General features: G+C 40.8%; 28 protein-coding genes and 2 pseudogenes. 2 read left to right on the top strand and 28 right to left on the bottom strand.

Going from position 1 to position 23,221, the window contains the following annotated elements; translation table 11 throughout:
- Positions 1-358 precede the first annotated feature (358 nt).
- Together KHO06_RS08035 and KHO06_RS08030 are read right to left on the bottom strand one after the other, a co-directional pair.
- Positions 359-994, bottom strand: a complete 636-nt coding sequence (locus KHO06_RS08035) for a hypothetical protein (protein ID WP_212582380.1) — start codon at positions 992-994, stop codon at positions 359-361.
- A 199-nt stretch (positions 995-1,193) separates the two neighbouring features.
- On the bottom strand, positions 1,194-1,526 hold the full coding sequence (locus tag KHO06_RS08030; protein WP_212582379.1) for a hypothetical protein: 333 nt from the start codon (positions 1,524-1,526) through the stop codon (positions 1,194-1,196).
- Between the two features lie 952 nt (positions 1,527-2,478).
- Here KHO06_RS08030 and KHO06_RS26475 point away from each other — a divergent pair.
- Positions 2,479-2,781 (top strand): hypothetical protein, encoded by a 303-nt coding sequence (locus KHO06_RS26475; RefSeq protein WP_244858389.1) that lies wholly within the window; start codon positions 2,479-2,481, stop codon positions 2,779-2,781.
- Between the two features lie 815 nt (positions 2,782-3,596).
- Here KHO06_RS26475 and KHO06_RS08005 read toward each other — a convergent pair.
- From KHO06_RS08005 to KHO06_RS07930, 12 genes and pseudogenes are all read right to left on the bottom strand, one after another.
- Complete coding sequence (locus tag KHO06_RS08005) at positions 3,597-4,004, bottom strand: GNAT family N-acetyltransferase (RefSeq protein WP_212582377.1); 408 nt, start codon at positions 4,002-4,004, stop codon at positions 3,597-3,599.
- Between the two features lie 133 nt (positions 4,005-4,137).
- Positions 4,138-4,983, bottom strand: a complete 846-nt coding sequence (locus KHO06_RS08000) for a DUF2971 domain-containing protein (protein ID WP_212582376.1) — start codon at positions 4,981-4,983, stop codon at positions 4,138-4,140.
- A gap of 35 nt (positions 4,984-5,018) precedes the next feature.
- Positions 5,019-5,121: pseudogene (locus KHO06_RS07995) on the bottom strand (DUF3265 domain-containing protein).
- Between the two features lie 4 nt (positions 5,122-5,125).
- Complete coding sequence (locus KHO06_RS07990; protein WP_191686400.1) at positions 5,126-5,566, bottom strand: hypothetical protein; 441 nt, start codon at positions 5,564-5,566, stop codon at positions 5,126-5,128.
- A 146-nt stretch (positions 5,567-5,712) separates the two neighbouring features.
- Positions 5,713-6,501 (bottom strand): trypsin-like peptidase domain-containing protein, encoded by a 789-nt coding sequence (locus tag KHO06_RS07980; protein WP_212582375.1) that lies wholly within the window; start codon positions 6,499-6,501, stop codon positions 5,713-5,715.
- Between the two features lie 162 nt (positions 6,502-6,663).
- Positions 6,664-6,966, bottom strand: a complete 303-nt coding sequence (locus KHO06_RS07970; protein ID WP_212582374.1) for a type II toxin-antitoxin system RelE/ParE family toxin — start codon at positions 6,964-6,966, stop codon at positions 6,664-6,666.
- The gene (locus KHO06_RS07965) at positions 6,954-7,211 is read right to left on the bottom strand and encodes a type II toxin-antitoxin system Phd/YefM family antitoxin (protein ID WP_005448240.1); all 258 of its coding nucleotides are present in this window, start codon (positions 7,209-7,211) and stop codon (positions 6,954-6,956) included. Before KHO06_RS07965 ends, KHO06_RS07970 begins: the two co-directional genes overlap by 13 nt.
- Before the next feature lie 188 nt (positions 7,212-7,399).
- Positions 7,400-7,828, bottom strand: a complete 429-nt coding sequence (locus KHO06_RS07955) for an ester cyclase (RefSeq protein ID WP_212582373.1) — start codon at positions 7,826-7,828, stop codon at positions 7,400-7,402.
- Positions 7,829-7,989: 161 nt separating this feature from the next.
- The gene (locus KHO06_RS07950) at positions 7,990-8,292 is read right to left on the bottom strand and encodes a type II toxin-antitoxin system RelE/ParE family toxin (protein WP_011080278.1); all 303 of its coding nucleotides are present in this window, start codon (positions 8,290-8,292) and stop codon (positions 7,990-7,992) included.
- Complete coding sequence (locus KHO06_RS07945; protein WP_005448240.1) at positions 8,280-8,537, bottom strand: type II toxin-antitoxin system Phd/YefM family antitoxin; 258 nt, start codon at positions 8,535-8,537, stop codon at positions 8,280-8,282. Before KHO06_RS07945 ends, KHO06_RS07950 begins: the two co-directional genes overlap by 13 nt.
- 190 nt (positions 8,538-8,727) lie before the next feature.
- The gene (locus KHO06_RS07940) at positions 8,728-9,159 is read right to left on the bottom strand and encodes an NUDIX domain-containing protein (RefSeq protein ID WP_061058653.1); all 432 of its coding nucleotides are present in this window, start codon (positions 9,157-9,159) and stop codon (positions 8,728-8,730) included.
- A 148-nt stretch (positions 9,160-9,307) separates the two neighbouring features.
- Positions 9,308-9,724, bottom strand: a complete 417-nt coding sequence (locus tag KHO06_RS07930) for a hypothetical protein (RefSeq protein ID WP_212582371.1) — start codon at positions 9,722-9,724, stop codon at positions 9,308-9,310.
- A gap of 238 nt (positions 9,725-9,962) precedes the next feature.
- Between KHO06_RS07930 and KHO06_RS07920 the strand changes: the two genes are divergently transcribed.
- Positions 9,963-10,457 (top strand): hypothetical protein, encoded by a 495-nt coding sequence (locus tag KHO06_RS07920; protein WP_212582370.1) that lies wholly within the window; start codon positions 9,963-9,965, stop codon positions 10,455-10,457.
- 1,283 nt (positions 10,458-11,740) lie between these two features.
- Here KHO06_RS07920 and KHO06_RS07910 read toward each other — a convergent pair.
- The 14 genes and pseudogenes from KHO06_RS07910 to KHO06_RS07805 form a co-directional block, all read right to left on the bottom strand.
- Positions 11,741-12,160, bottom strand: a complete 420-nt coding sequence (locus tag KHO06_RS07910; RefSeq protein ID WP_212582369.1) for a hypothetical protein — start codon at positions 12,158-12,160, stop codon at positions 11,741-11,743.
- Positions 12,161-12,326: 166 nt separating this feature from the next.
- The gene (locus KHO06_RS07900) at positions 12,327-13,139 is read right to left on the bottom strand and encodes a nucleotide-binding protein (RefSeq protein ID WP_244858388.1); all 813 of its coding nucleotides are present in this window, start codon (positions 13,137-13,139) and stop codon (positions 12,327-12,329) included.
- Between the two features lie 27 nt (positions 13,140-13,166).
- Positions 13,167-13,269: pseudogene (locus tag KHO06_RS07895) on the bottom strand (DUF3265 domain-containing protein).
- 4 nt (positions 13,270-13,273) lie between these two features.
- Entirely contained in the window at positions 13,274-13,675 is a 402-nt protein-coding gene (locus KHO06_RS07890) for a hypothetical protein (RefSeq protein WP_212582368.1), read from the bottom strand.
- A 168-nt stretch (positions 13,676-13,843) separates the two neighbouring features.
- On the bottom strand, positions 13,844-14,371 hold the full coding sequence (locus KHO06_RS07885) for a hypothetical protein (protein ID WP_212582367.1): 528 nt from the start codon (positions 14,369-14,371) through the stop codon (positions 13,844-13,846).
- 134 nt (positions 14,372-14,505) lie between these two features.
- The gene (locus tag KHO06_RS07875; protein WP_017049537.1) at positions 14,506-14,820 is read right to left on the bottom strand and encodes a DNA-binding transcriptional regulator; all 315 of its coding nucleotides are present in this window, start codon (positions 14,818-14,820) and stop codon (positions 14,506-14,508) included.
- A complete protein-coding gene (locus tag KHO06_RS07870) occupies positions 14,807-15,139 on the bottom strand; it encodes a type II toxin-antitoxin system RelE/ParE family toxin (RefSeq protein WP_012600340.1) in 333 nt (110 codons plus the stop codon). Before KHO06_RS07870 ends, KHO06_RS07875 begins: the two co-directional genes overlap by 14 nt.
- A gap of 219 nt (positions 15,140-15,358) precedes the next feature.
- Entirely contained in the window at positions 15,359-16,573 is a 1,215-nt protein-coding gene (locus KHO06_RS07865; RefSeq protein WP_212582366.1) for a DUF3644 domain-containing protein, read from the bottom strand.
- A 693-nt stretch (positions 16,574-17,266) separates the two neighbouring features.
- Complete coding sequence (locus KHO06_RS07855) at positions 17,267-17,794, bottom strand: CbrC family protein (protein WP_045374755.1); 528 nt, start codon at positions 17,792-17,794, stop codon at positions 17,267-17,269.
- Between the two features lie 135 nt (positions 17,795-17,929).
- Positions 17,930-18,658, bottom strand: coding sequence for a DUF5677 domain-containing protein (locus tag KHO06_RS07845; protein WP_212582364.1), 729 nt, complete (start codon positions 18,656-18,658; stop codon positions 17,930-17,932).
- Between the two features lie 166 nt (positions 18,659-18,824).
- Positions 18,825-19,319 (bottom strand): hypothetical protein, encoded by a 495-nt coding sequence (locus KHO06_RS07840; protein WP_212582489.1) that lies wholly within the window; start codon positions 19,317-19,319, stop codon positions 18,825-18,827.
- A 103-nt stretch (positions 19,320-19,422) separates the two neighbouring features.
- Positions 19,423-19,809, bottom strand: a complete 387-nt coding sequence (locus tag KHO06_RS07830; protein WP_212582362.1) for a hypothetical protein — start codon at positions 19,807-19,809, stop codon at positions 19,423-19,425.
- A 1,220-nt stretch (positions 19,810-21,029) separates the two neighbouring features.
- Positions 21,030-21,452: a hypothetical protein gene (locus KHO06_RS07815; RefSeq protein WP_212582361.1), complete on the bottom strand. Its 423-nt coding sequence runs from the start codon at positions 21,450-21,452 to the stop codon at positions 21,030-21,032.
- A 160-nt stretch (positions 21,453-21,612) separates the two neighbouring features.
- The gene (locus KHO06_RS07805; protein WP_212582360.1) at positions 21,613-23,202 is read right to left on the bottom strand and encodes a hypothetical protein; all 1,590 of its coding nucleotides are present in this window, start codon (positions 23,200-23,202) and stop codon (positions 21,613-21,615) included.
- Between the last annotated feature and the right edge of the window lie 19 nt (positions 23,203-23,221).

Here is a 23,221-nt window from a genome sequence, read left to right as displayed (position 1 = left end):
TGTTGACGCCTAATTATATGATATGACGTTGAATTTTCGGTATGCAGGCAAAAAATCGAAGCCGAAGTATTTGTCAGCTCTCTACCTTAAATCGCTTTAGCGTCACTCTTTAATTGCTGCGCCATATTAAGGTGCGCTTAAAGCGTTTTAAGGCTAGCATGGAAATGACTAATATTCGCCATTTTCGCCGCTTTTACACCCTATTACCCCGCCATTTTCACACCTAGGCTACAAGCATACACATTCAGCCTGAGAGATCCGTTGCGGAAATAACGCCGCATTAAGGTGTGAGCGGCGCTTGGCTATACTTGAGCGAAGCGAAACTGCCAAGCGTTGCGAATCACTCTTAAATGCTTTGTTATGCCTTTGACACACCGATTAACCTTTTTACTTCTACTCCCAACGCTTTACAACTTTCGTTAGACCAACCTCTGGATAAGTGGCTAACTGGAAAAACTGTAATATCATTGCCTTGAATAATTACTTTGTTGGCATGGTTTTGCTCAAGCTTTGTTAACGTTAAACTTTCTAGATGCTCTTTTGCATCCTTTCCGTGAACAAGCAAGAACTTAGGTTTGATTGTCGACAGTAGAAAGTTGAATGTTGATGGATCCATTAACTCTTTACCTAGCTCATTCGCTTGAGTTGTTGCCGACATATATAAATTTGTTTCAAGAGCCTTTATCGGAAACAAACCATCTGTTATCAAGTCAATACAACGCCTTGTACGACTCACTCTTAAACGCCTAGTCTTACCTTCGTTCAACGGTTTATCTGCCCGCTCTTTTACATAGGTATCAAACCACACCTTTCTATCAAAACCTGAGTCCTGATTCCAAAAATCCCAAAACTGAGCCTTCATTTCTGTTGCGGCATTAAATCCTACGATAAACAACTCACTATCAAGAGGACTACCCGAGCAAACGAATGGGCGAGGATTCTCTATATCAGCTAAATAAGCTTTTAGCTGATTTTCAAAATCTATAAGTTTCATGATATCCCTATTTTTCTGAGGCATAACGCCGCGTTAAGGTGTGAGCAACGCTACCACCTAACCTAAACCATTGTGCCGCAAACACTAAAGCCAATACAAACCGAAAATGCCAAGCGTTGAGAATCACTCTTAAACGCTTTGTTAGGCGAGAAATTACAAAGGATGATGTGGAAGGGAGAACTAGTTCTCCCTTGAGATACTAAGAATCAGGAAGCATGTCATCTCCAATGCCTGCATCAGGTTCTGAAGACGGATTAGTAGGCAGTTTAGGTTGATTAGCTGCAATATTATTATGAGCGTCATTAATTATTTCCATATCTCCGTTTGGAAGGCATGGATGAGTTTGATTCAAATCTCCAAACTTAGTGAGACTAAGCACGTCCATCTCACTCAGAGTGCACTCCCTCTTTTGACGTTTACATGCGACTTGGATTGTTTCGAGTATATATGAAGGTGAGTGCCCCCTTTCATGTAATGTCATCACGTTGCTCATACTTTTTAAAGTATTGAGTTCCTTTTGGGAAACTGTCATTGCTCTCTCCTCTTGCAGTGTACTCAAAGCTCAAAAATTTGAGCCTCAATTTAGAATAGGAGACTGACGCTATTAGCACAAAATATTGATGCTTTACGGTAAACTTTATCGCCTAACGCCCTGCTAAGGGGTGAGCAACGCAATACAAAAGCCGCCGCAAACCACCTTAATCATTAAAATCAACGCATAGTGAAAATGCCACGCGTTGCGAATCCCTCTTGAGCAGTTTGTTAGTTTGCAAACCCAAAGCGTTGATTTTACGTTATTTTAAACTTTGCAAACAATAAGATTTAAGTATTGTGATGTACTTAAGCCATGCGTAGTCTCAAAGCGGCTACTCAATGAAACCACGTGGAACAAACAACGTCGCAGAAAACGAACTTACAACACCAAAAGGCGCTTTTAGAAAACGAATCTCACAATGCGGACTTTCAACAAAGTCACTGAAACCACGTGGAACTTGCCACACCAAAGAAAGCGTCACTTAAGCGAGTAGATTGGCTTTTATACCAACAAACTCAACAAGCAGAGTTACAGCAAAAAAGTTCAACTCAGTTAACCCAAAAGTCGCCGCACCAAAGAACAAATCAACCGTTGAAACAATACCAATTTTAAGTTTACACCACGCAAGTTAACACTGAAATTAAGTGCCAATATGACAATTTCGACTTTAAGCTTTTACCACTAGATCTTGCGATATAGGCGCGTTTTTCCTCTTGCAAACTAACGCCCTGCTAAGGGGTGAGCAACGCAATACAAAAGCCGCCGCAAACCACCTTAATCACTAAATTCAACGCACAGCAAAAATGCCACGCGTTGCGAATCCCTCTTGAGCAGTTTGTTAGTCGCGAGGCACCGAGCGACAATTTTAAGCCGAACTAAATTTTGCAAACAACAAATTTTATGTGCTTTGATGCATTTAAGTCAGGCGTAGTTTCAAAGCGGCTACTCAATGAAACCACTTAGAAAAAACAGCGCCGCAGAAAACGGACTGACAACACCAAAAAGCGCCTTTGGAAAGCTAATCTCACAGTGCGGACTTTCAACAAAGTCACTGAAACCACGTAGAACTTACCACACCAGAGAAGACGACTTTTCAGCGAGTAGATCTGCTTTTGAACCAACAAACTCACCGTGCGGAGTTGCAACCAAAAACAAACTCTCGATAGCCCTGCTCTGTCAGCACCAAAGAACAAAACTACCGCTAGGACACTTACAAAACTTTGGACTTAGAACAGCAAAAACTGAGTTTTAACCATCGACGATGAATCTGTATACCAAACAAACAGCTGCCAAATTTTGAGCTCAGAAACATGATTTTGATTGCTAGCTTTTTCTGGCGACTAACGCCCTGCTAAGGGGTGAGCAACGCAATACAAAAGCCGCCGCATACCACCTTAATCACTTAAACCAACGCATAGTAAAAATGCCACGCGTTGCGAATCCCTCTTGAGCAGTTTGTTAGTTTGCAAACCCAAAGCGTTGATTTTACTTTATTTTAAACTTTGCAAACAATAAACCCTATATGTTTTGATGCACTTAAGTCAGGCGTAGTCTCAAAGCGGCTACTCAATGAAACCACGTGAAACAAACAACGCCGCAGAAAACGAACTCACAACACCAAAAAGCGCTTTTGGAAAACCAATCTCACAATGCGGACTTTCAACAAAGCTACTGAAACCACATGAACTTACCACACCAGAGAAAACGCCATTTCAGCGAGTAAATCGGCTTTTGTACCAACAAACTCAACGAGCAGAGTTTCAGCAAAAAAGTTCGACTCAGGTAAACCAAAAGTCGCCGCACCAAAGAACAAATCAACCGTTGAAACGATGCCAATTTTGAATTTTCACCACGCTAGTTAACACTGAAATTGAACGCCGATACGACAATTTCAACTTTGAGCTTTTACCGCTAGATCTTACGATATAGCTGCGTTTTTCCTCTTGCAAACTAACGCCCGCTTAAGTGGTGAGCAACGCAATACGATGCTTCCGCACACCACCTAAATCACTAAAATCAACGCATAGTAGAAATGCCACGCGTTGCGAATCCGTCTTAAAGCGTTTGTTAGGCATTGGCCTGACGCATGAGATGCACTCCACCAACCTCGGCACTGAAACCAAACTTTTTATAGTACGCTCTCATTTCTGGGAGACAATACAACTCAAAATGCTGAACTTGATTTAGGCTTTCGTGCGATTGAATTGCTGATATGAGCTTTGCACCCAAACCACTATTTCGTTGCGACGAACAAACAATAACATCGAAGATCAAGGCTTTGAAGGTGAAATCAGTTATAACACGAGCAAAACCAATAAGGTTATTGTCACCACCAACAATGCCTATGCATAGTTGAGAACCTTTTAGACAACGGGCTGTTTGCTCTAATGTCCGCTCTTTTGCCCACCAAGCTTGTTGATACAGATTATGCACGTCAGCTATTTGCTCTTCCGTAAACGTGTAAATTAGCTTCATATTTCTCCTTAATGCCTAACGCCCAATTAAGGTGTGAGCCACGCTACCACGATACTTAAATTAAGCACCTTAAACACTAAACTAAACCCAAGCTAAAAATGCCAAGCGTGGGGAATCACTCTTAAATTGTTTGTTATATGCGTGGTGTAATTTGCACTTTAAAATCTCTAGAGGAACGTTTTGCAAACGCTATTTCCGGATTTAACCCTTTAGCTGATAATAGATTCTCGATTGTTTGTATATGGCTCTTAGGCATTTTTTCACCAAAGATGATCCGTTTAATACTAGATGAAGGATAGCTTAATAACGAGTCATCACCTCCAGAGGAAACGTAGATAACTCTTTGCTCTTCTTCGTATGACCACTCCAGAGGCTTAGTTGCTAGCATCTTCATATAGATCTCTTGACACTTCTCGATATTTTCATGAAGAAGATCATCGTAGAATTGTACGTCTTTATCGTCAGAAGTAACGTCTGCAACACTTGCATAGTAATCCGCTTGATCTGAATACACCGACTCGAGTGCAGTATCAATCACTGCTGGTTTACTCTGGTAGGTTACGTCATAAATTGAAGCGAACTTTTCATTTGTACCAAGAATGGATTTTGGGTCAAACTCGATACAAAACCCCCGCAAACCATCAGCGTAGTGGGACCACATCAGCAAGTTATCAGCACGTTTGCTAAAACAAGTTATTTTTGCCGCATCAGCTAGTTTCTGTGGGTCAAACCCAGTATCGCTGAGAGAAGATACATAGTCATCATAGTATTTTTCCACTGTCTCATCAATTTCGCTAAAACCCCAGGCACTTAAAATATTACTGAGCCTAGTGCTCTTGTCTGAAAGAGGAGGAAAATCTGTCATCACTTCACACCAACACTCAAACGGGTCATTGAACGCATCATAGTGATTCATAAAAATCTGATCGTTTAGTAAGTTCGCCAGACTGTATTGCGAAAAACTTTGATATTTGAACATTTTTACCTCAAATCGTAAGAGCATATAACGCCCTGTTAAGGGGTGAGCAACGCAATACCGAAGTTGCCGCATACCGCCTTAAACACTAAAACTAACGCATAGTAAAAATGCCACGCGTTGCGAATCCCTCTTGAACAGTTTGTTATATGCGTGCTAAATGGTGCTCTACGTAACCTAAAGTTTGAAGCTTGTCATACCTACCACCAGGGAACCAGTTCTGAAAAATTTGCTCATTGCCAAAGAACTCTAAATCACTAAATTTCTCAGAAAGAGGCGTATAGCTAACTCCCAAAAGAGGAGCAGAAAAACCATCAAACTGATCACTTGTTAAATCGTAAATCAATCCATCGACTACTGTCCAATAATGCCTTTCATCGTTTGGGTAATCGTAGCCTTCTACAACTTGTACTTCGCACTTTGGATAAGTGCTCTTCACTATATGAGCAAAAACTCTTGAGGCTCCCTCACAGCTATTTTTAGGAAACTGAAACGACCCCATAAATAGTGAAAAACGGTCTTGTGAGCCTTTTTCATAGATAGACCGAACTTTCTTCGCTAGTTCAATAATTTCACTTGCCATCATTTTCCTCTACTTTGAACGACGAAAGCATATAACGCCCTGTTAAGGTGTGAGCAACGCAATACCGATGCTTCCGCATACCACCTTAAACACTAAAAACAACGCATAGTAAAAATGCCACGCGTTGCGAATCACTCTTAAACAGTTTGTTAGGCATCAATATACGTATTCCCGTGAATCACATCTTGAATACACTTTACTTTCCATACTTTTCCTAGTTGAACTTCTATGAGATCTTTCGGAACAATTCTACCTGAGTAGACGCCCACCAATTGAGTATGTGAGTCGATCTTTCCTTTGTCTTTAGTGATCAGACTTACAGCACGATCTTTATACATAACAACAGGTGAACCTGACATTCCTTCTCGTGTTGCTGTGTCTATGTAGAATAATGGTAATGAATCACAGTCTATTTCAGGTTCGCTAGCTACGCTTGCAGATTTCCATATAGGAAGATTATTGCTGACTGAAATTCCAAAAGGAAAGCCTAATACAAATAGCTTTTCACCAATTTTAGTTTGATAGTTTGAGTAAGGGTCTATCTCCGCAATAGCCTCATTGATATCAATAACTTCATAGTTAAGTTCAATAGGCAAAGCACCTACATCAACTTTCCTGCCTAGACTTCCATGCTCAAACCATAGAGCTTCTCCTTCGTCATTCTCTAATTTATGAAAATCAATTTGCTGTTCAACCGAATTATCAACAACTTTGTGGCTATAAACTTTAATTCGGTTTGGTATAGCCAACGCACTATGAATAGGTTTGCCGGTATCAGGATTTCTTCCTGAAAAATTATGCCAGTTTGAAATTAAATATAGCTTCCCATCTTCTCTATAATAAAACGCAGTGCCCTTACCTATTATTTCTTCGTTATACATCATCTCTATATATACTGACGAAATACTCAAAGGGCTTATCATTGTTGACTCTTCCATTTGTACTCCAAACTATTGAATGCCTAACGCCCTGTTAAGGTGTGAGCAACGCAATACCGATGCCGCCGCATACCACCTTAAACACTAAACGCAACGCATAGTAAAAATGCCACGCGTTGCGAATCACTCTTAAACAGTTTGTTAGCCGCTCATTCCCAACGGTTATTGCCTGCTCAACAGGAACTTACGCAAGTCTCTCTCGGCACGCATAACAAACAGAATAAATACTTTGTCGCCGTCTTGTTTATAGAAAACGCGGCACGGATTAACTATAACTTCACGATAACTTAGATGTTCTAGTTCAGGCGGAATGCGACCCGATTCAGGGAAAGCCTCTAAGCGCTCGACTTTAGAAAAGATCGTTTGAACCAATTGTTTTGCAGCTACGATATTTTCAAGTGCGATGTATTCAGCGATATCGTTGAGGTCAGATAGCGCTGGCTCAGTCCAGATTATTTCAGCCATTTTGACATTTTGTCCTTGGCTTCATCGTGACTCACCACTTTACCGTCAGCTAATGCACGTTCACCTCGTGCAATCCCCTCGAGAATCGCCAAACGATTTTGCATAAACTCGTAATCATCAACATCAACCAGATATGCCGATGGCTTACCATGTTCGGTAATTAACACTGGTTCTTTAGTGTCGTGGAGATCGGCAAGGATCTTTGTTGCTTGGCGTTTGAGTGATGTAACTAGTTCTACTTTCATGAGAGCTGCTCCAAAGGAATATTAAAGTGATACTATTCTATCACTTTGAGTATAGCAAGCTCCATGACGGCTAACGCCCTGTTAAGGTGTGAGCAACGCAATACCGATGCCGCCGCATACCACCTTAGACACTAAACGCAACGCATAGTAAAAATGCCACGCGTTGCGAATCACTCTTAAACAGATTGTTAGCTGAATTTCTTAAGGTTAGCTTCCAACTGCCCTAGTAGACCTTGATTCTCTTGTTGAATCCAATATTCCACTATTTGGTTTTCACTGACTCGGTACACTGCGCTTCCTACCGTAGAAAGTTCTAGACCTGTCGGTTTATAACCATAAATGACGCCCTCATGGCGACCGTCTTGACGCCAACGGACGTAGACCTTTTCACCTTGAACTAAAAATTCTTCTATTGTGAGGTCAAAAGTACCGTAAGCCTCTAGAAACTCTTCAACATGTTCACGATAGTTTTCAGGTGTTCTTTCAATTGCCTCTGAGACTCCAGAAACAATCTGATGCGCTACAACTACTGGGGCTAGATACTTGTTAACTAAGTCTGGATTTTTGCCAGACCTTACTTGTTCAATAAAACCTCTAACCACTTCTTCCACTGACATCAAATATTCCTTCTATTCTGCTAACGCCCAATTAAGGGGTGAACAACGCCTCCCCCAAACCTAAAGCATTGTGCCATAAACACTAAATCTGAAGTAGAAGCAAAAGTGCCAAGCGTTGTGAATCCCTCTTAAATTGCTTGTTAGCCGCTCATTCCCAAAGGTTATTGCTTGCTCAATAGGAACTTACGCAAGTCTCTCTCAGCACGCATAACAAACAAAATAAATACTTTGTCGCCGTCTTGTTTATAGAAAATACGGCACGGATTAACTACAACTTCACGATAACTTAGATGTTCTAGTTCAGGCGGAATGCGACCCGATTCAGGGAAAGCCTCTAAGCGCTCGACTTTAGAAAAGATCGCTTGAACCAATTGTTTTGCAGCTACGATATTTTCAAGTGCGATGTATTCAGCGATATCATTGAGGTCGGATAGCGCTGGCTCAGTCCAGATTATTTCAGCCATTTTGACATTTTGTCCTTGGCTTCATCGTGACTCACCACTTTACCGTCAGCTAATGCACGTTCACCTCGTGCAATCCCCTCAAGAATAGCTAAGCGATTTTGCATAAACTCGTAATCATCAACATCAACCAGATATGCCGATGGCTTACCATGTTCGGTAATTAACACAGGTTCTTTAGTGTCGTGGAGATCGGCAAGGATCTTTGTTGCTTGGCGTTTGAGTGATGTAACTAGTTCTACTTTCATGAGAGCTGCTCCAGAGGAATACTAAAGTGATACTATTCTATCACTTTGAGTATAGCAAGCTCCATGACGGCTAACGCCCAATTAAGGGGTGAGCAACGCTACCACCCAACCTAACGCATTGTGCCATAAACACTAAACTTGAAGTAGAACCAAAAATGCCAAGCGTTGGGAATCCCTCTTAAATTGTTTGTTATATGCACAGAATTTCGACTTGCTTAATGGCATCAAAGAATACTTTATGACACTTAAAATCGGGCTTACTTCCTACTTTATGCCAGAAGAAATTAAACTCATGCCCACCGTCATCTTGAGTAAAGAAACTCCAGCTATTCGGTAGTTCTTGGTCTATTTCGCAAAGCACAAAATGCCACAGTTGATTTTGAAAACCGCTTTCCCAGCAGTCGAGATAGTGAGCACTTGATACACTAGATAACCCAGATTCTTCTTCTAGCTCTCTCAAAGCAGCACTTTCAATAGAAATATCGGACGGTTCTAGTGTTCCTTTAACAAGTTGAACCTCAGCTAATGGGTGTTCAAACAACAGTAACTCACGATAGTTTCCTGATTTTCTGAGCACTACAGGGCAGACTTTGACTTCCCTTTTTCGGATTCTTTCTTCCACTGAACTCTCCCGTGCATATAACGCCCTGTTAAGGGGTGAGCAACGCAATACCGAAGCCGCCGTATACCACCTTAAACACTAAAACCAACGCATAGTGAAAATGCCACGCGTTGCGAATCACTCTTAAACAGTTTGTTATGCTTGTGCCTCAACTAGTACCAAACAAGATTTGTTTCAGATCATCTAGGTCAGCATCAAGCGACTTTGCCAACGCATCTTTGCGCATCTCAGCAACAACCAACATAAAGGAATTAAAAGATTCCTCACTATTTAGCACCTTATGAGAGCGATCATGTTGTGCAAGAGCTTTAACTACTAGTTTGTCACCGTATACTGCAATCCTTGCCTTAGCATCTGCGAGTTGCGCTAACTTTTCACTACGTTGGCTTTCATCTCGAATTTGAGCAAGTTCAGCAACAGCACGCAAAAAATCGATGTATGATTGAGCTCTGACTTCAGTTTTCTTTGAGCTTTTGTTGCTTCGTCGACCTAACCGATAATTCAAGATAGCCAGAATAATCGCAGTAATAGAAGAAACTATCGCAATGCCAAGTTTGATATCCATTTTTCCTCCAAAGAGCATAACGCCCTGTTAAGGGGTGAGCAACGCAATACCAAAGCCGCCGCATACCACCCTAAACACTAAAACCAACGCATAGTGAAAATGCCACGCGTTGCGAATCCCTCTTGAACAGTTTGTTAGCTGATAAGCCACACCTGTCGTGAGGATAAAACTTTTTCAATATATAATCCCACTCAAAAGCAGTATCTTACGCGCCCTTTAAAACAAACCATACTAAATTATGAGCATAAAAAACTTCCTTGTTGGCGCAACAATTCTACTTTCTCTTGGCGGCTGTGCTACAGCATATCAAAACCAAGGTTTCACTGGCGGCTACTCAGAAACACAACTCGACGAAAACGTTTTTGTAGTAAGTTTTGAAGGAAATGGCTACACAAGCAAAAAGAGAGCAGCAGCTTTCACTATGCTACGTTCAGCAGAGCTTACTGTAAGTAATGGTTATGAGTTTTTTACCATTATTGATAGTGATAGCTACACAACAAATAGTACCTATACAACTCCAAAAACAAGTCATACAACCGCAAACGTTTCAAGTTTTGGTAACTTTGCAACTGGTACAGCTACGACTACGTTTAGTGGTGGTCAAACATACGCAATTTCCAAACCTAGCAATACAAACACAATTGTGATGTTTAAGGAACGACCTGCGAATGTATTTACATATAACGCAAAATTCATTGTGAAGTCGTTAAAAGCTGAGTACGGAATCGAATAACGGATTACTCTAGCATGGACGCTTGTCAGCTAACGCCCAATTAAGGGGTGAACAACGCCTCCACCCAAACCTAAAGCATTGTGCCATCGACACTAAACTTGAAGTAGAAGCAAAAGTGCCAAGCGTTGTGAATCCCTCTTAAATTGCTTGTTATGTTTTACCACAAACATATGATTTACTTGAGAAAGAACTGCTATTTCTAACTAGTTTTCTGAAGCAAACCACAAGGCAAGAACCAACTTGGCCACCAAAAGCGACCAACCTAAAACGAGTAAGTCCACTTCCCTGCCCAATGAGGCAACCCTGCCAAGTAACAACAAGCGCCTTGTCTTTCCAACCAAAGCGCAAAACAGTATTGAATTGCCGAGGCAACTGCCAAACTGAAATGCTGATTGGCTAAGAACCTAAAAGCGACTTTGAGCCAGTTAAACCAAAAGCCGACCGCCAGCACCTGACAATGAAGCAACCCACGAACATTAGCATATTTTACGGGCTGAAAGATTCAAGAACTTAGGCCGACAATACTGATTTGCTGAGTCTACTAGGGACGAATTGCCTGAGGGACAAAGAACTAGAGCCTAAGACCTTTAAGCCTTTGAAATACAAGTAAACATAACGCCCAATTAAGTTGTGAGCAACGCTGCCACATGGCCTGAGCACTTCACCGTAATCACCAAACAATTTGAAACCGAAAGCGCCGAGCGTTGCGAATCAGCTTGAATTGTTTGTTAGGCAAATTTTCTGTGTACTCACTAACTTGGTTTAAAAACAGAATACCTTAAACGCGATAAGCAACCAATCACCCACTGACTTTTTGTGATTCAAGAATTACTAAAGCCACTATGTTACAGCCTAACTTTCAACGTTCACGAAACACAGCCTTTCAGCGAAAAAGTAGCTTTTGAACCTGAGAAATTCAAAGCTGCGAAGTGACAGCAATAACGAAAGCCTCCATTAACTTGCCCTTTCCACACTTTGAGCCAGTGAAGCTCACCACCGACTGACACTGAAACCCAATGAGGCAGCCCACGAAATTTGGCATGTTTTACGGTTGGAGAGGTTCAAGAATTTAAGCCGACAATGCTGAATTGCCGACTAAGGAAAATGAAGGCCAAAGGGAGTAAGAAGATTAGAACAAAGAATTTTTCCGTCCTTTGCCTAACGCCCTGTTAAGGTGTGAGCAACGCAATACCGAAGCTCCCGCATACCACCTTATACACTAAACGCAACGCATAGCAAAAATGCCAAGCGTTGCGAATCACTCTTAAACAGATTGTTATGTATTACATGACGCGCATGATCGATGAAAGCAACCCACTCAATGCTTCGGTATTTTTCAAGAAAGCTGACATGCTTGATTCTTTTTCTTCGGACACTATCAGTTCTTTTGAGAACATGATTTCTTTATTTACATTAGGTAAGTCATGCTTTCCATTATCATTCTCAATAGCATCTTCAACAAGACTCGCCTGCTCTTTCAAAGCATCAACACGCTGGTTTACGATCGTCTCGAACTGAGAAAACTGGTCTTTCTGATGAGCCAATTGAAGCTCTAGAAGACGAATTTCATGCTTGTGGACGAGGTTTGATACAAACCAAGTTAGAGCGACTAAACCAGCACAAAAGGTGACAGCCAATGAAATCAATGACAACCAATTATTTAAAACCGCGTCACCAACAAAAGATGCCAACTGCTCATTCATTTAACCAACTCCATACTCTAATTTTTGGATAATACATAACGCCCTGTTAAGGTGTGAGCAACGCAATACCGATGCCGCCGCATACCACCTTAAACACTAAAGCCAACGCATAGTAAAAATGCCACGCGTTGCGAATCACTCTTAAACAGTTTGTTAAATTTCAATTTTAGAAGAGTTTGTTGAAATCTATATCGTAGCCAGCAGACTTCATTTCCTTTGCAATATCAGCCTGCCAGTCACTATCACTGATATAGACAACACCACTAATATCGTTCGGTAGCTCAATAGCGCCCTCAACTAACGGTGCTACATTTTTACGTCCAAGCTTACCAATTAAAAAGCCATGTTCAAAAACTACGTTTTGCCGCGTTCTATACTTCAACTCACCAGATTCAGCTTCTGACTTAACATTACCCATATCATCTGGTGTATACAGGACTATTCCAAATCCCACCTCATTGGAGTATTTGTCTATTTTTTCAATAATAGTCATGCCTTTACTAGCTTGTTCATGGAGTATTATTGCTTCAAAACCTAGTTTTTCGATAAACCTTGCCGTTCTTTCTTTTGCTTCACCATTATGACCATGGACGATAAATACTTTATTTTTAGGTTTATCATCAGGGGCGACTGCTATAGAAGGTTCTGTGTCATATTCTTGAAGGTCGTATTCATCATTTTGTATGTCAAGAATAAGAGAATCAATGTATGACTCCATATTTTCACCATCTTCACGCCAAAATCTTTGAGCATCATTTTCGCCATGGCGTGACACATAAGCATAGTGAGTCAACTTTACATTTAGTGTTGAACTTTCTCCAGGTAATACCTCATCAAGAAACTGTGAAAACTTCCGCCTCCACGTGCTAAACCTATCATTTCCGTAAGAGCGACCTCTAGTCTGATAAGCACTTAAGACTTCACCAATTAATCGTTCTTTGAATGTATTCAATCTATCAATAATTAACTCTTTATCCACAATACTCTCCTGAAATTTAACGCCCTGTTAAGGGGTGAGCAACGCAATACCGATGCCGCCGCATACCACCTTAAACACTAAAACCAACGCATAGTGAAAATGCCACGCGTTGCGAATCCCTCTTGAACAGTTTGTTAGCTGAACGGTTTGAAAAATTCGATCATAAGCCCAGAAGCAACACCAACCGAAATATCTCTCAAGCCTTTAGATATCTCATCCCCAAAGGACTCACCACCACTCAAGGAACTAGGCTTTGTATTTAGAGCAGCCAGCCCTCTTTCAGACAGGACGAAACTGAATCCTTCCCCTGCACTGCCTTTATCAGTTACGTAACCTTCATCCCGCAACCAAAGTCCTGTGTGAAAAACTTTTTCATCTAATACTTGTAAGCTCGGTGCATTCGAAAGACCTGAGATATAGTTATGGACTTCACTCGCCACATCAGATCTAGAAATAAACGTTGGTGCTGGAAAATTATCGAGACAACGATAAAACATCTCAAACGAGATGATGTTAAATACATCAATGCTTTTCAAACTACACTCCAAAATTACTTTATAAATCAAATACTACCGCTAGTTCAGCTAACGCCGCGTTAAGTGGTGAGCAACGCAGACCACCAACCCTAAACCATTGTGCCGTAAACACTAAAGCTGAATCAAACCGAAAATGCCGAGCGTTGGGAATCCGTCTTAAACGCCTTGTTATAGCGCATTGGCACCTTCAAGCGCCCATACCATTACACCATCACGCTCAAACTTAGCCTGACGTCCATATTCAAAATTTGGACACATAAAAAATGCATACTTTAGCTGGGCATCTGTAGCTGCAACCTTGTCGATATCTTTTTTGAGTTTTTGATTATTGCTTGGTGTAACTGACGCAAAAACTTCAGCCGCTAAAGTTCCACAATTTGACTCAATATCTGAGCCAGGCGCTGTACCTAAATTTAGAGTATATGGAGCTAGTTCAGAGTGATACTTAAACAAGACCTCCATTGCGTTAAATGACGCTAAGTAAGTAAATGATTGATTAATTTGTTCAATTACATTTAACTCACGATCAGAATCCAGCGGATCAAACCCTACACCACCAAACTTCATTTTTGAAAACAACCCGTATGCATCTCGTTCAGTGCGGATTTGTTCCACAGATTTATCGATTGAATCCATGACCAGCCGTTTTAGAGCTGCGACCTCTTCTTTATCTGTAACACTGATAGTCTTACGCATTATTTCCTCCTGCGCTATAACGCCCTGTTAAGGTGTGAGCAACGCAATACCGAAGCCGCCGCATACCACCTTAAACACTAAACGCAACGCATAGTGAAAATGCCACGCGTTGCGAATCACTCTTAAACAGATTGTTATAGCTCAGCGATGTGCGACAGAGTTTCTGGGTGACGCTGAACCAACTTTAGAAGGGTTACTGCTTGCCCATTTGGTGCGCTACGCCCTTGTTCCCAGTTTTCTAACGTACGAGATGATGTGTGCAACAAACGAGCAAACACACCACGAGACATATTAAATTGCTCTCGAATACTCACGATTTCATCAGGTGAGATATTTAACTCACTGATGTCGTTAACTTGATGAGTTTTAAGGGTAAGCTTGCCCTCTGAATGCTCTTTAGCCTCAACAAGTGCTGAACTTAACTCTGCAAATAAATCACGATTGCTCATTACGCCACGCCTCCATAAAAGCCTTTAGTTGTTTCTTTTGGTCTGCGGTTAAGTCGGACATTTCATTCTTGCCGTAAATCGTCAGCAAGTAGAAACGACGCTTTTCATCGAGGAAGTAATAGATAACACGAGAACCACCACGTTTGCCCTTACCTTTACTTGCAACTCGAATCTTTCGCAAACCACCTGTACCTTGAATCACGTCACCCTGCTTCGGGTTAGACATTAACTCTGCTTGAAAAAGCCTAAACTCATCATCGCTGAGATATTCATTACGGTACTTTTCAAATATGGTTGATTCGACAAATACACTTTTCATACGCAAAGTATACGCAAGTAACGTACAGATAGCAAAACTATACGTGATTAACGTAGCTATAATTTTTGGAGCAGTAAATCTGACCTGAGCTATAACGCCCAATTAAGGGGTGAACAACGCCTCCACCCAACCTAAAACATTGTGCCATAAACACTAAACTTGAAGTAGAAGCAAAAATGCCAAGCGTTGTGAATCCCTCTTAAATTGCTTGTTATATGCTTATTTCACCCGAACCCTTTCGTACCACTGGTCAAACTGGTCGATGACCCTGTTGTGATAGAAAGTTTTACTAATACTTTTAGGATTGTCAGGATCTAATCGACGCAGTTTACAGTATCTCTCACCTTCAGTTTTTAACGTTCTCATTTGGTCATGAAAGACTTTATTTTGCTTAAAGTTCGTATAGCGTGCCTTGAGTATTTCCAGCAGCTCGTAGTAATCGTGTGGATAGTTTTTCAGAGCATCTTCTTCGGAAAGAACAATTTCCGGAGCATCAGGGTCATTAGTTAGGCGCACTTGTAAGGCTTCATCATTTGTCGTTTTTACCAACTTAGTATGAAGTTTCAACGATATTGCATAGTTCGCATCTTTGTCGTGCTCATGGTCTTTCTCAATGTCTTTCAGATACTTCAAGAGATTTGACTTAACCTCACTATCCACGCTAAAGCTAGCAACATCTGAAAGATGGAAAAATGATACGGGCATGAGGTAGAAGTTGTACCGACTAAAGTCATGGTGGAACCAGTTCATCGCAAGAGTCATGAAGTTTTTCAGTGATGCTGTGCCAATTTCTTGGATACTAGTGCTCAACTCAAGGTCACCACAGACGAAATGTACCGAGTCATCTCGGATATTCATTAACAATCGAATGTTATCTCCGACCACCTTTGGGATAGCACCATTGGCTAGTAAACGATTCAGGGCTGCGCCCAATGAAATCGTTTTTGGGTTACCGCTTGGGGATATTACAGCTTGCCCCTTATTAAAAATATGAATGGACTCAGGATTGTCAGCACCATCCTTTACCAATTTAGACTTTAGAAGAAGTTCCCATGCATTTGTCATTAGAATTGAGAAAGTCTCTTCTCGATGCTGAAAATTAGGTTTGTTATATATTTCTATCGCTGAGATACACGCCGAGATAGCCTTTTCTAACATGATCTGGTGAAGGTACTTATCTACCTCGTCTTTTTGGCTTTGGTGTTGACGAAAAGTAGTTGAGTTAAAAGTTGTGATAACTTCTGTGACCTTATAACCATTGTTCGTTCGCTCCAGCAATGAGACCCATTTTTTACGTAAATACGTTTTTACTGTAGATACACTCCAACCTGTCTTTTCAGCTAATTCATCTAACGTGAACTCGTGCCCAGACTTAAAACACTCAAGGAAGAATGTATACGCCTTGTCTACTTGTGACCATTTTTTCTCTGACATAAACCTACCTACTGACTGCATATAACGCCTTGCTAAGGTGTGAGTAACGCAATACAAAAGCTACCGCACAGCGCCTTAATCACCCTAAGCCACCGCAAAGTAAAAATGCCACGCGTTACGAATCACTCTTAAGCAATTTGTTAGTACATGCGCTACTTCTATTTGTGCGCTCCAAGATATTGAAAACTGGCATGATATGAAAGGCTTTGAACACTGAAGTGAGACGGGCAGCTACAAAACTTTACCGCCATTGAGAGACGAGAGTTGGCTAGAAGAAAAACGCACTGAACTGCCCTGCTTTTACTGACTTCAAATTAGAAAAGGATTCTTTCCTCGTACTTCAACAGCCACACCAAAAGTAATCAAGGTTCTCTCAAAAGCCACCACGAAAATGAAGAAGCGCCAAAGAAATAGGCTAAGGGTTAGAAACCGTAAACGGTGAAATCAAAGCGAACACTTCGCATATAGTGCCACCGGAAAGAACGTGAAAGGCACTAACTGAAAGGTGTAAACACGAGCGCCAAAACAGATAAACACCAAAGCTTATGACCTTTAATGCCAAACCCGTACTAACGCCCTGTTAAGGTGTGAGCAACGCAATACCAATGCCGCCGCATACCACCTTAAACACCAAACGCAACGCATAGTAAAAATGCCACGCGTTGCGAATCACTCTTAAACAGTTTGTTAGCTTTACGCAAAGTCCAGCGAATAAGTAAATATGCCACATGATCTACACTTGAATTTGTAGATTGCTGGATTTCCACCTTTTTCATAGTAAGTGACTATTTGATGCCACTCATTACTACCTATTAGCTGATCGTTTAGTAAAACCTCTAATTCAGCGCCTTTTACCTGTAATAGATCAGACTTTTCTGCATCTCCATGAAACTCACAAGCATCGCCACAGTGCGATAGCCACACTTCTTGCTGCCATGAAATATAGCTTGGAGTTCTCTCGCAAACTTCCTTTACCACAGACTTATCAAGTCCAGCTTTCATCAATGGATGTGGATCAGCAAACTCTCCGTCAAATTTCTCCGCCGCCGAGCCATCAGAAATGCACCAAGGACAAATAGTTTCTACGTCATGTTCAGAGTAAATAGTAGAAGTTGCCCTGTAGCCACGACTGACACCACAACATTCACAATTTGCATCTGTAACTTCTATAGCTCCCGTTTTTATTGGATCTGGATGATACTTAAATGTTGGTAATTCCATTGTACCTCCGAGTAAAGCTAACGCCCTGTTAAGGTGTGAGCAACGCAATGCCGATGCCGTCGTATACCACCTTAATCACTAAATTCAACGCATAGTAAAAATGCCACGCGTTGCGAATCACTCTTGAACAGTTTGTTATGTGATTTTACTTGCGGAGTCTTGGATACTCTGAGTATGCTCGTCAAACTTAGACTTAATATCGCTATCTAAGATTTCACACACTAAACTGCCCGCATGACTAAGATATAAAGCCATATTTGCCACATAGAATATGTCGCTTTCACAAGGTTCAGATGCATGCACTACTAACTCAACATGATCCTTTGCGTCGTCTTTGCGAAAGTGTCGTTTAACGATGCTACTTAACGAACTATGAGCTTCAGAACACAAGTATGCATATAAACCTTTGTACTCATTTTCCATGCCAGCCAGTTGAAACTTATCTAAAACCGAATATTTCTTTTTACCGAGCTTTTCAGCCAGTTTTTTATTTTCCTCTTGGATTCGAGGTATCTCCTTATCAGCAAGATAGACCAGCGACGAAAAGTATGGGTTTCCATCTTTCGCTTGCTTCAATTGCTTTAGATGAGAGCTTCCATTATCCAAGTCAAGAACATCAACATAGCTTTCACTGTTCCGCAAGTTTTTAAGGTCTACGTAATGCTCCATAAACGATCTAAACAACACAAGAGCACCTGTATGAACATAGTCTCTTGTAAGCACTTCAAATGATTGAGATAACTCGATCAAAGAACAATACAACCCAACCGAATATGCATGATACTTATAGTTATTTTGCATCTCCAATTGAACTACATGTTCATTGGCAAACTCTATTGCTTTTTTTAATACTTCAGAGCTCATAATTCTCCTAATCACATAACGCTGCGTTAAGTGGTGAACAACGCCAACCACCCAGCCTAAACCATTGTGCCTTAAACACTTAACCCTGACTGAAACTGAAATCGCCAAGCGTTGTGAATCCGCCTTAAACGCCTTGTTATGTCACGATGGGTAAGAAACTCTATTTTTAGAATGTTGAGCAGGAATAATTATATATACCGCCTGTGTTTGCTCGTTTCTCCTCGAAAATCGGGCGAATTCCAAGAGATGCATAGACACCATGACTCTTTTCAGGGTAATACCAAATGGTGCTACTAAGATTTGAACAAGAGTAGATATCGCTATCACCAATGCAATCAAATGCTACCTTGGGCATAGCCTCCATACCCCCTGTATGTTTGAGGTCGATTGAAGTGATAGCACCATTATTTTTATAGAGAGTTAATAAAAATCTAATCCCTGAAGCGTCACTCCGATAACTGTTAGCCCCATCTACATCAGCTGAAGCACCAGCCATACATGCAAGTTTTGTTGCGTTATCAGATGCATGTACGTAGGGGACTAGACCCAATATCAGCGCAAAAATGATAGATGTTTTGATACGAAACTCCTTACTCTTAATTGGATTAGTGACATAACGCCATGTTAAGGGGTGAGCAACGCAATACTGATGTTGCTGCAAACCACCTTAATCACCAAAATCAACGCATAGAAAAAATGCCACGCGTTGCGAATCCCTCTTAAACATTTTGTTAGCAATATTTTTGAGGCATTCCAAATCAACTCTATTTCTTGTGAACCGCTAACCAATATACAGAAGCCAACGCGGGTAAAACTAACAAAATAACCACCATGGGTACGCTCGATTTGATAACTTCGACATCAAACAGAAATACGGATGTAATATCCGACAAATCTGTCGTCAAACGTACAATTAGCATTGTTAACAACGCAATGCGCGAGCGCAATAAAACAGCAACGACCAATCCAACAACAGCTGTTAAGTTACGTGTTATGTATAATTGTGTTACATAGTTCAACTTTTCCACATTCGGCAAAAAACTTGATGGTTCAAATGCTGTGCCTAATGAAAAGAAAGTCACCAAAGATATTTGAACGATCACGACAATCCACAGCCATTTGGGTAAAAACACGTTTGTATTCGTTTGCATTAGTAAAATCCTATAGAGAATAATTCATCGCCGCTTTAACCAATTTGAATAACTAACAACATGGCACTGAGGCCAATAAATTTTATTCAATAGGATAAGTCTAGCAGCAATCTTTCCGAGCACTCCTCTTCCTTGCATTCACAAGAGCGTATTCTACTATTGCTAACGCCCTGCTAAGGGGTGAGCAACGCAATACCGAAGCCGCCGCAAACCACCTTAATCACTAAATTCAACGCACAGTAAAAATGCCACGCGTTGCGAATCCCTCTTGAGCAGTTTGTTAGTCGCGAGGCACCGAGCGACAATTTTAAGCCGAACTAAACTTTGCGAACAACAAACTTTATGTGCTTTGATGCATTTAAGTCAGGCTCAGTCTCAAAGCGGCTACTCAATGAAACCACGTGGAACTTACCACACCAGAGAAAACGTCATTTCAGCGAGTAAATTGGCTTTTGTACCAACAAACTCACCGAGCGGAGTTGCAACCAAAAACAGATTTTCGATTGCCCCGCTCTATCACCACCAAAGAACGAAACAACCGCTTGGAAAATAGCAATGCATTGATTTAGAACCGATGAAACAGAGCTTTGACCGTCGAAGATGAATCTGTGTACCAAACAAACCGCTGCCAAATTTTTAGCTCAGAAACATGATTTTGACTGCTGGCTTTTTCTGGCGACTAACGCGCAGTTAAGGTGTGAGAGACGCAGATCCACCCTAACCTAAAATAAACTCTGATAAATCCGTGCCTATTTGGGCACTAAAACCCCAATGCGTTTCGAATCGGCTTGAACGTCTTGTTATTCCGCAACTAAAGTCGGCTATGTTTACGCCTAATCTTTTGATATGACGAGAAATTTTCGGTATGCAGGCAAAAATCGAAGCCGAAGTATTTGGCAGCTCACTACCTTAAATCGCTTTAGCGTCACTCTTTAATTGCTGCGCCATATTAAGGTGCGCTTAAAGCGCTTTAAGGTTAGCATGGAAATGACCAATATTCGCCCTTTTCGCCGCTTTTCCACCCTATTACCCCGCCACTTTCACTCTTAGGCTACAACCACGTACATCCAGCCTGAGAGATCCGTTGCGGAAATAACGCCTTGTTAAGGTGTGAGGCACGCAATACCTAAGCCTCCGCATACCACCTTAAACACTAAACCTAACGCATGGTAAAAATGCCACGCGTGCCGAATCACTCTTGAACAATTTGTTAGAAGCCATCACTTCAGAGTATCTAGCATTGAAAAAACACTTGTTTTCAGTTCCGTAGTGCTCAAATACGTATTTGTTTGGGGCTCAAAAGTCGTAGCACTATAGCCCTCAGATAATAGATACGCTGTTGAAAGAGCTGATGTCATTTCAGAGAAATCACCTCCCCACCTCAGAGTAACTACCACCGGTTGTTGGTATTGCTGTGCGTCAAAAGAAGACAATTTGATTGAGGCTTTGTCATATGCAGATGTATGAATTTCCAAACCTGACTTTCTACCCGCTACTTTGGCTGGCAGATACCCCTTAATATCTTGAAGATCGATACCAGCTTCATAAACTATCGGAATCGATACTTTCTCTGCCAGTTCATTCATTTGAGAAGTGTTTGGCAAGGTCTCTAATGCCAAAACTACAAATAATTCCATTGCCATTTTAAGTTACCTAAGTTTGAGTGGCTTCTAACGCCCTGTTAAGGTGTGAGCAACGCAATACCTAAGCTTCCGCATACCACCTTAAACACTAAACGCAACGCATAGCAAAAATGCCAAGCGTTGCGAATCACTCTTAAACAGATTGTTAGGTTTCAGATACCTATTCACTGAAAAAATACTTCGGATGATAAAATTGTTTACCCGAAAAAATCAAAGTGGGTTCGTAACCATATTCACTATGAACTGATTGTTTCGCCTTGTTCAAAGCATCATCGATGTTTGTGGCAAGTACGTGAACAAACAGAAACTCATCATCACCATTGTTTGGATAGAAGTCAAAAATGTAGATATCTTCCTTTCTTTCTTTATCTACGATATTGACAAATACTTCATCAACATGGAAAGCAAGGTCTGGAAATATAACATCCCCATTCTCAAACTCCAATGCGACCATATCGGTCGAGACATTTACGATTCTAATAAACTCTCGATCTTTATTGTATTTTAAGAATGGAAAGATTGAATCTTCATTTCCATAATACCAATCAACCTGACTTCCAGACTCCATTAAGATGAATTTATACTTCGGTACAGCTGGTGCACTTATTTTTCCCACTCTTAACTTGGTAAGCTCTTTTTCAACCAAGTTAACTTTTCCCTCAGGGGCAGGAATAAACGGAATACAATGGAACGTCGTATCTTGAATATTAGTAGGAACCTGATAGCCATCATTTAGCATCATTTGTAGATCATTGCTTACAATTAAACCTAAAGTACCCGGTTTATCTTCTCGAACGTCTAGACTCAGTAGTAAATGATGTCTACTAAAATTCATATCTACGATGCAAACAACGTGACAGTATATATTCATAAATATGAAATATTTATACTCTCCAAAATCGAACTTATTCCGACAGCTATCTAAAAATGAGGTCTGAGTCGATTCAGTCACATCAGAATTTTTATTTGATATAACGATATCGGAAATATCTGTATTTATTATGCAAACCGAGTGTTCATTGGCATTAACAGCAGCTATCTTTTGGCTATCAAAAGCTGGATTTTCTCCAGAAATTAAGTAGCAGATATCGGGCTGGTACTCTACACCAGAATCTGTGACACTTAACCCTGTATATGCACCACCAATACCATTTTCGATTGTGTAATTATGGATACCATAGCTTTGCAGCAATGCAATCATTTTTACCAATAACTCTTCATCACTTACGGAACCCAAAGGGATCTTAAGGTAGTCTTCCATAAAGACATTATAGAAAGTATTTGTATAATCGATTAACTCTTCTGTTGGTGAGCCGGTAAGGACCAAGCCATTTTCAAATTCGATATAAGTTGATCTTGTATTTTTAACTGTTATTAATTGCGGATGTTCATCATAAAATGCAATAGTAACTTCGATTGAGGGTTTGAGTTTAAAATCAGGGTAATTATCTATAGCTCCTCTAATCGAAGACACTACGTCAAATCCCAGTTCAATACGAAACGCAACATCATTTATAAATTCAGTTCCAAAATTTGCATCACCAGCTAACGAGTAAGCAACATTAGATTTTGAAAAAATCTTATATGCCCTCTCGTATACATAATTTCCGCTATCTAACCTCCCTTGTCTTTCACAAAATGAAGTCGTTCCATTTGACATTCCATCATGATGATCGATTGGATTTGTCACAGCACTATCAGTAACGATAAAAGCTGCTGTTTCTGTTGTCCAAGCTACACTGTAAGTCATATTTCTAGTTCTATGTAAG

It is taken from the genome of Vibrio sp. B1FIG11, from assembly GCF_905175335.1.
GTDB classification, from domain to species: domain Bacteria; phylum Pseudomonadota; class Gammaproteobacteria; order Enterobacterales; family Vibrionaceae; genus Vibrio; species Vibrio campbellii.
This window is presented reverse-complemented; position numbering and strand designations above follow the sequence as displayed.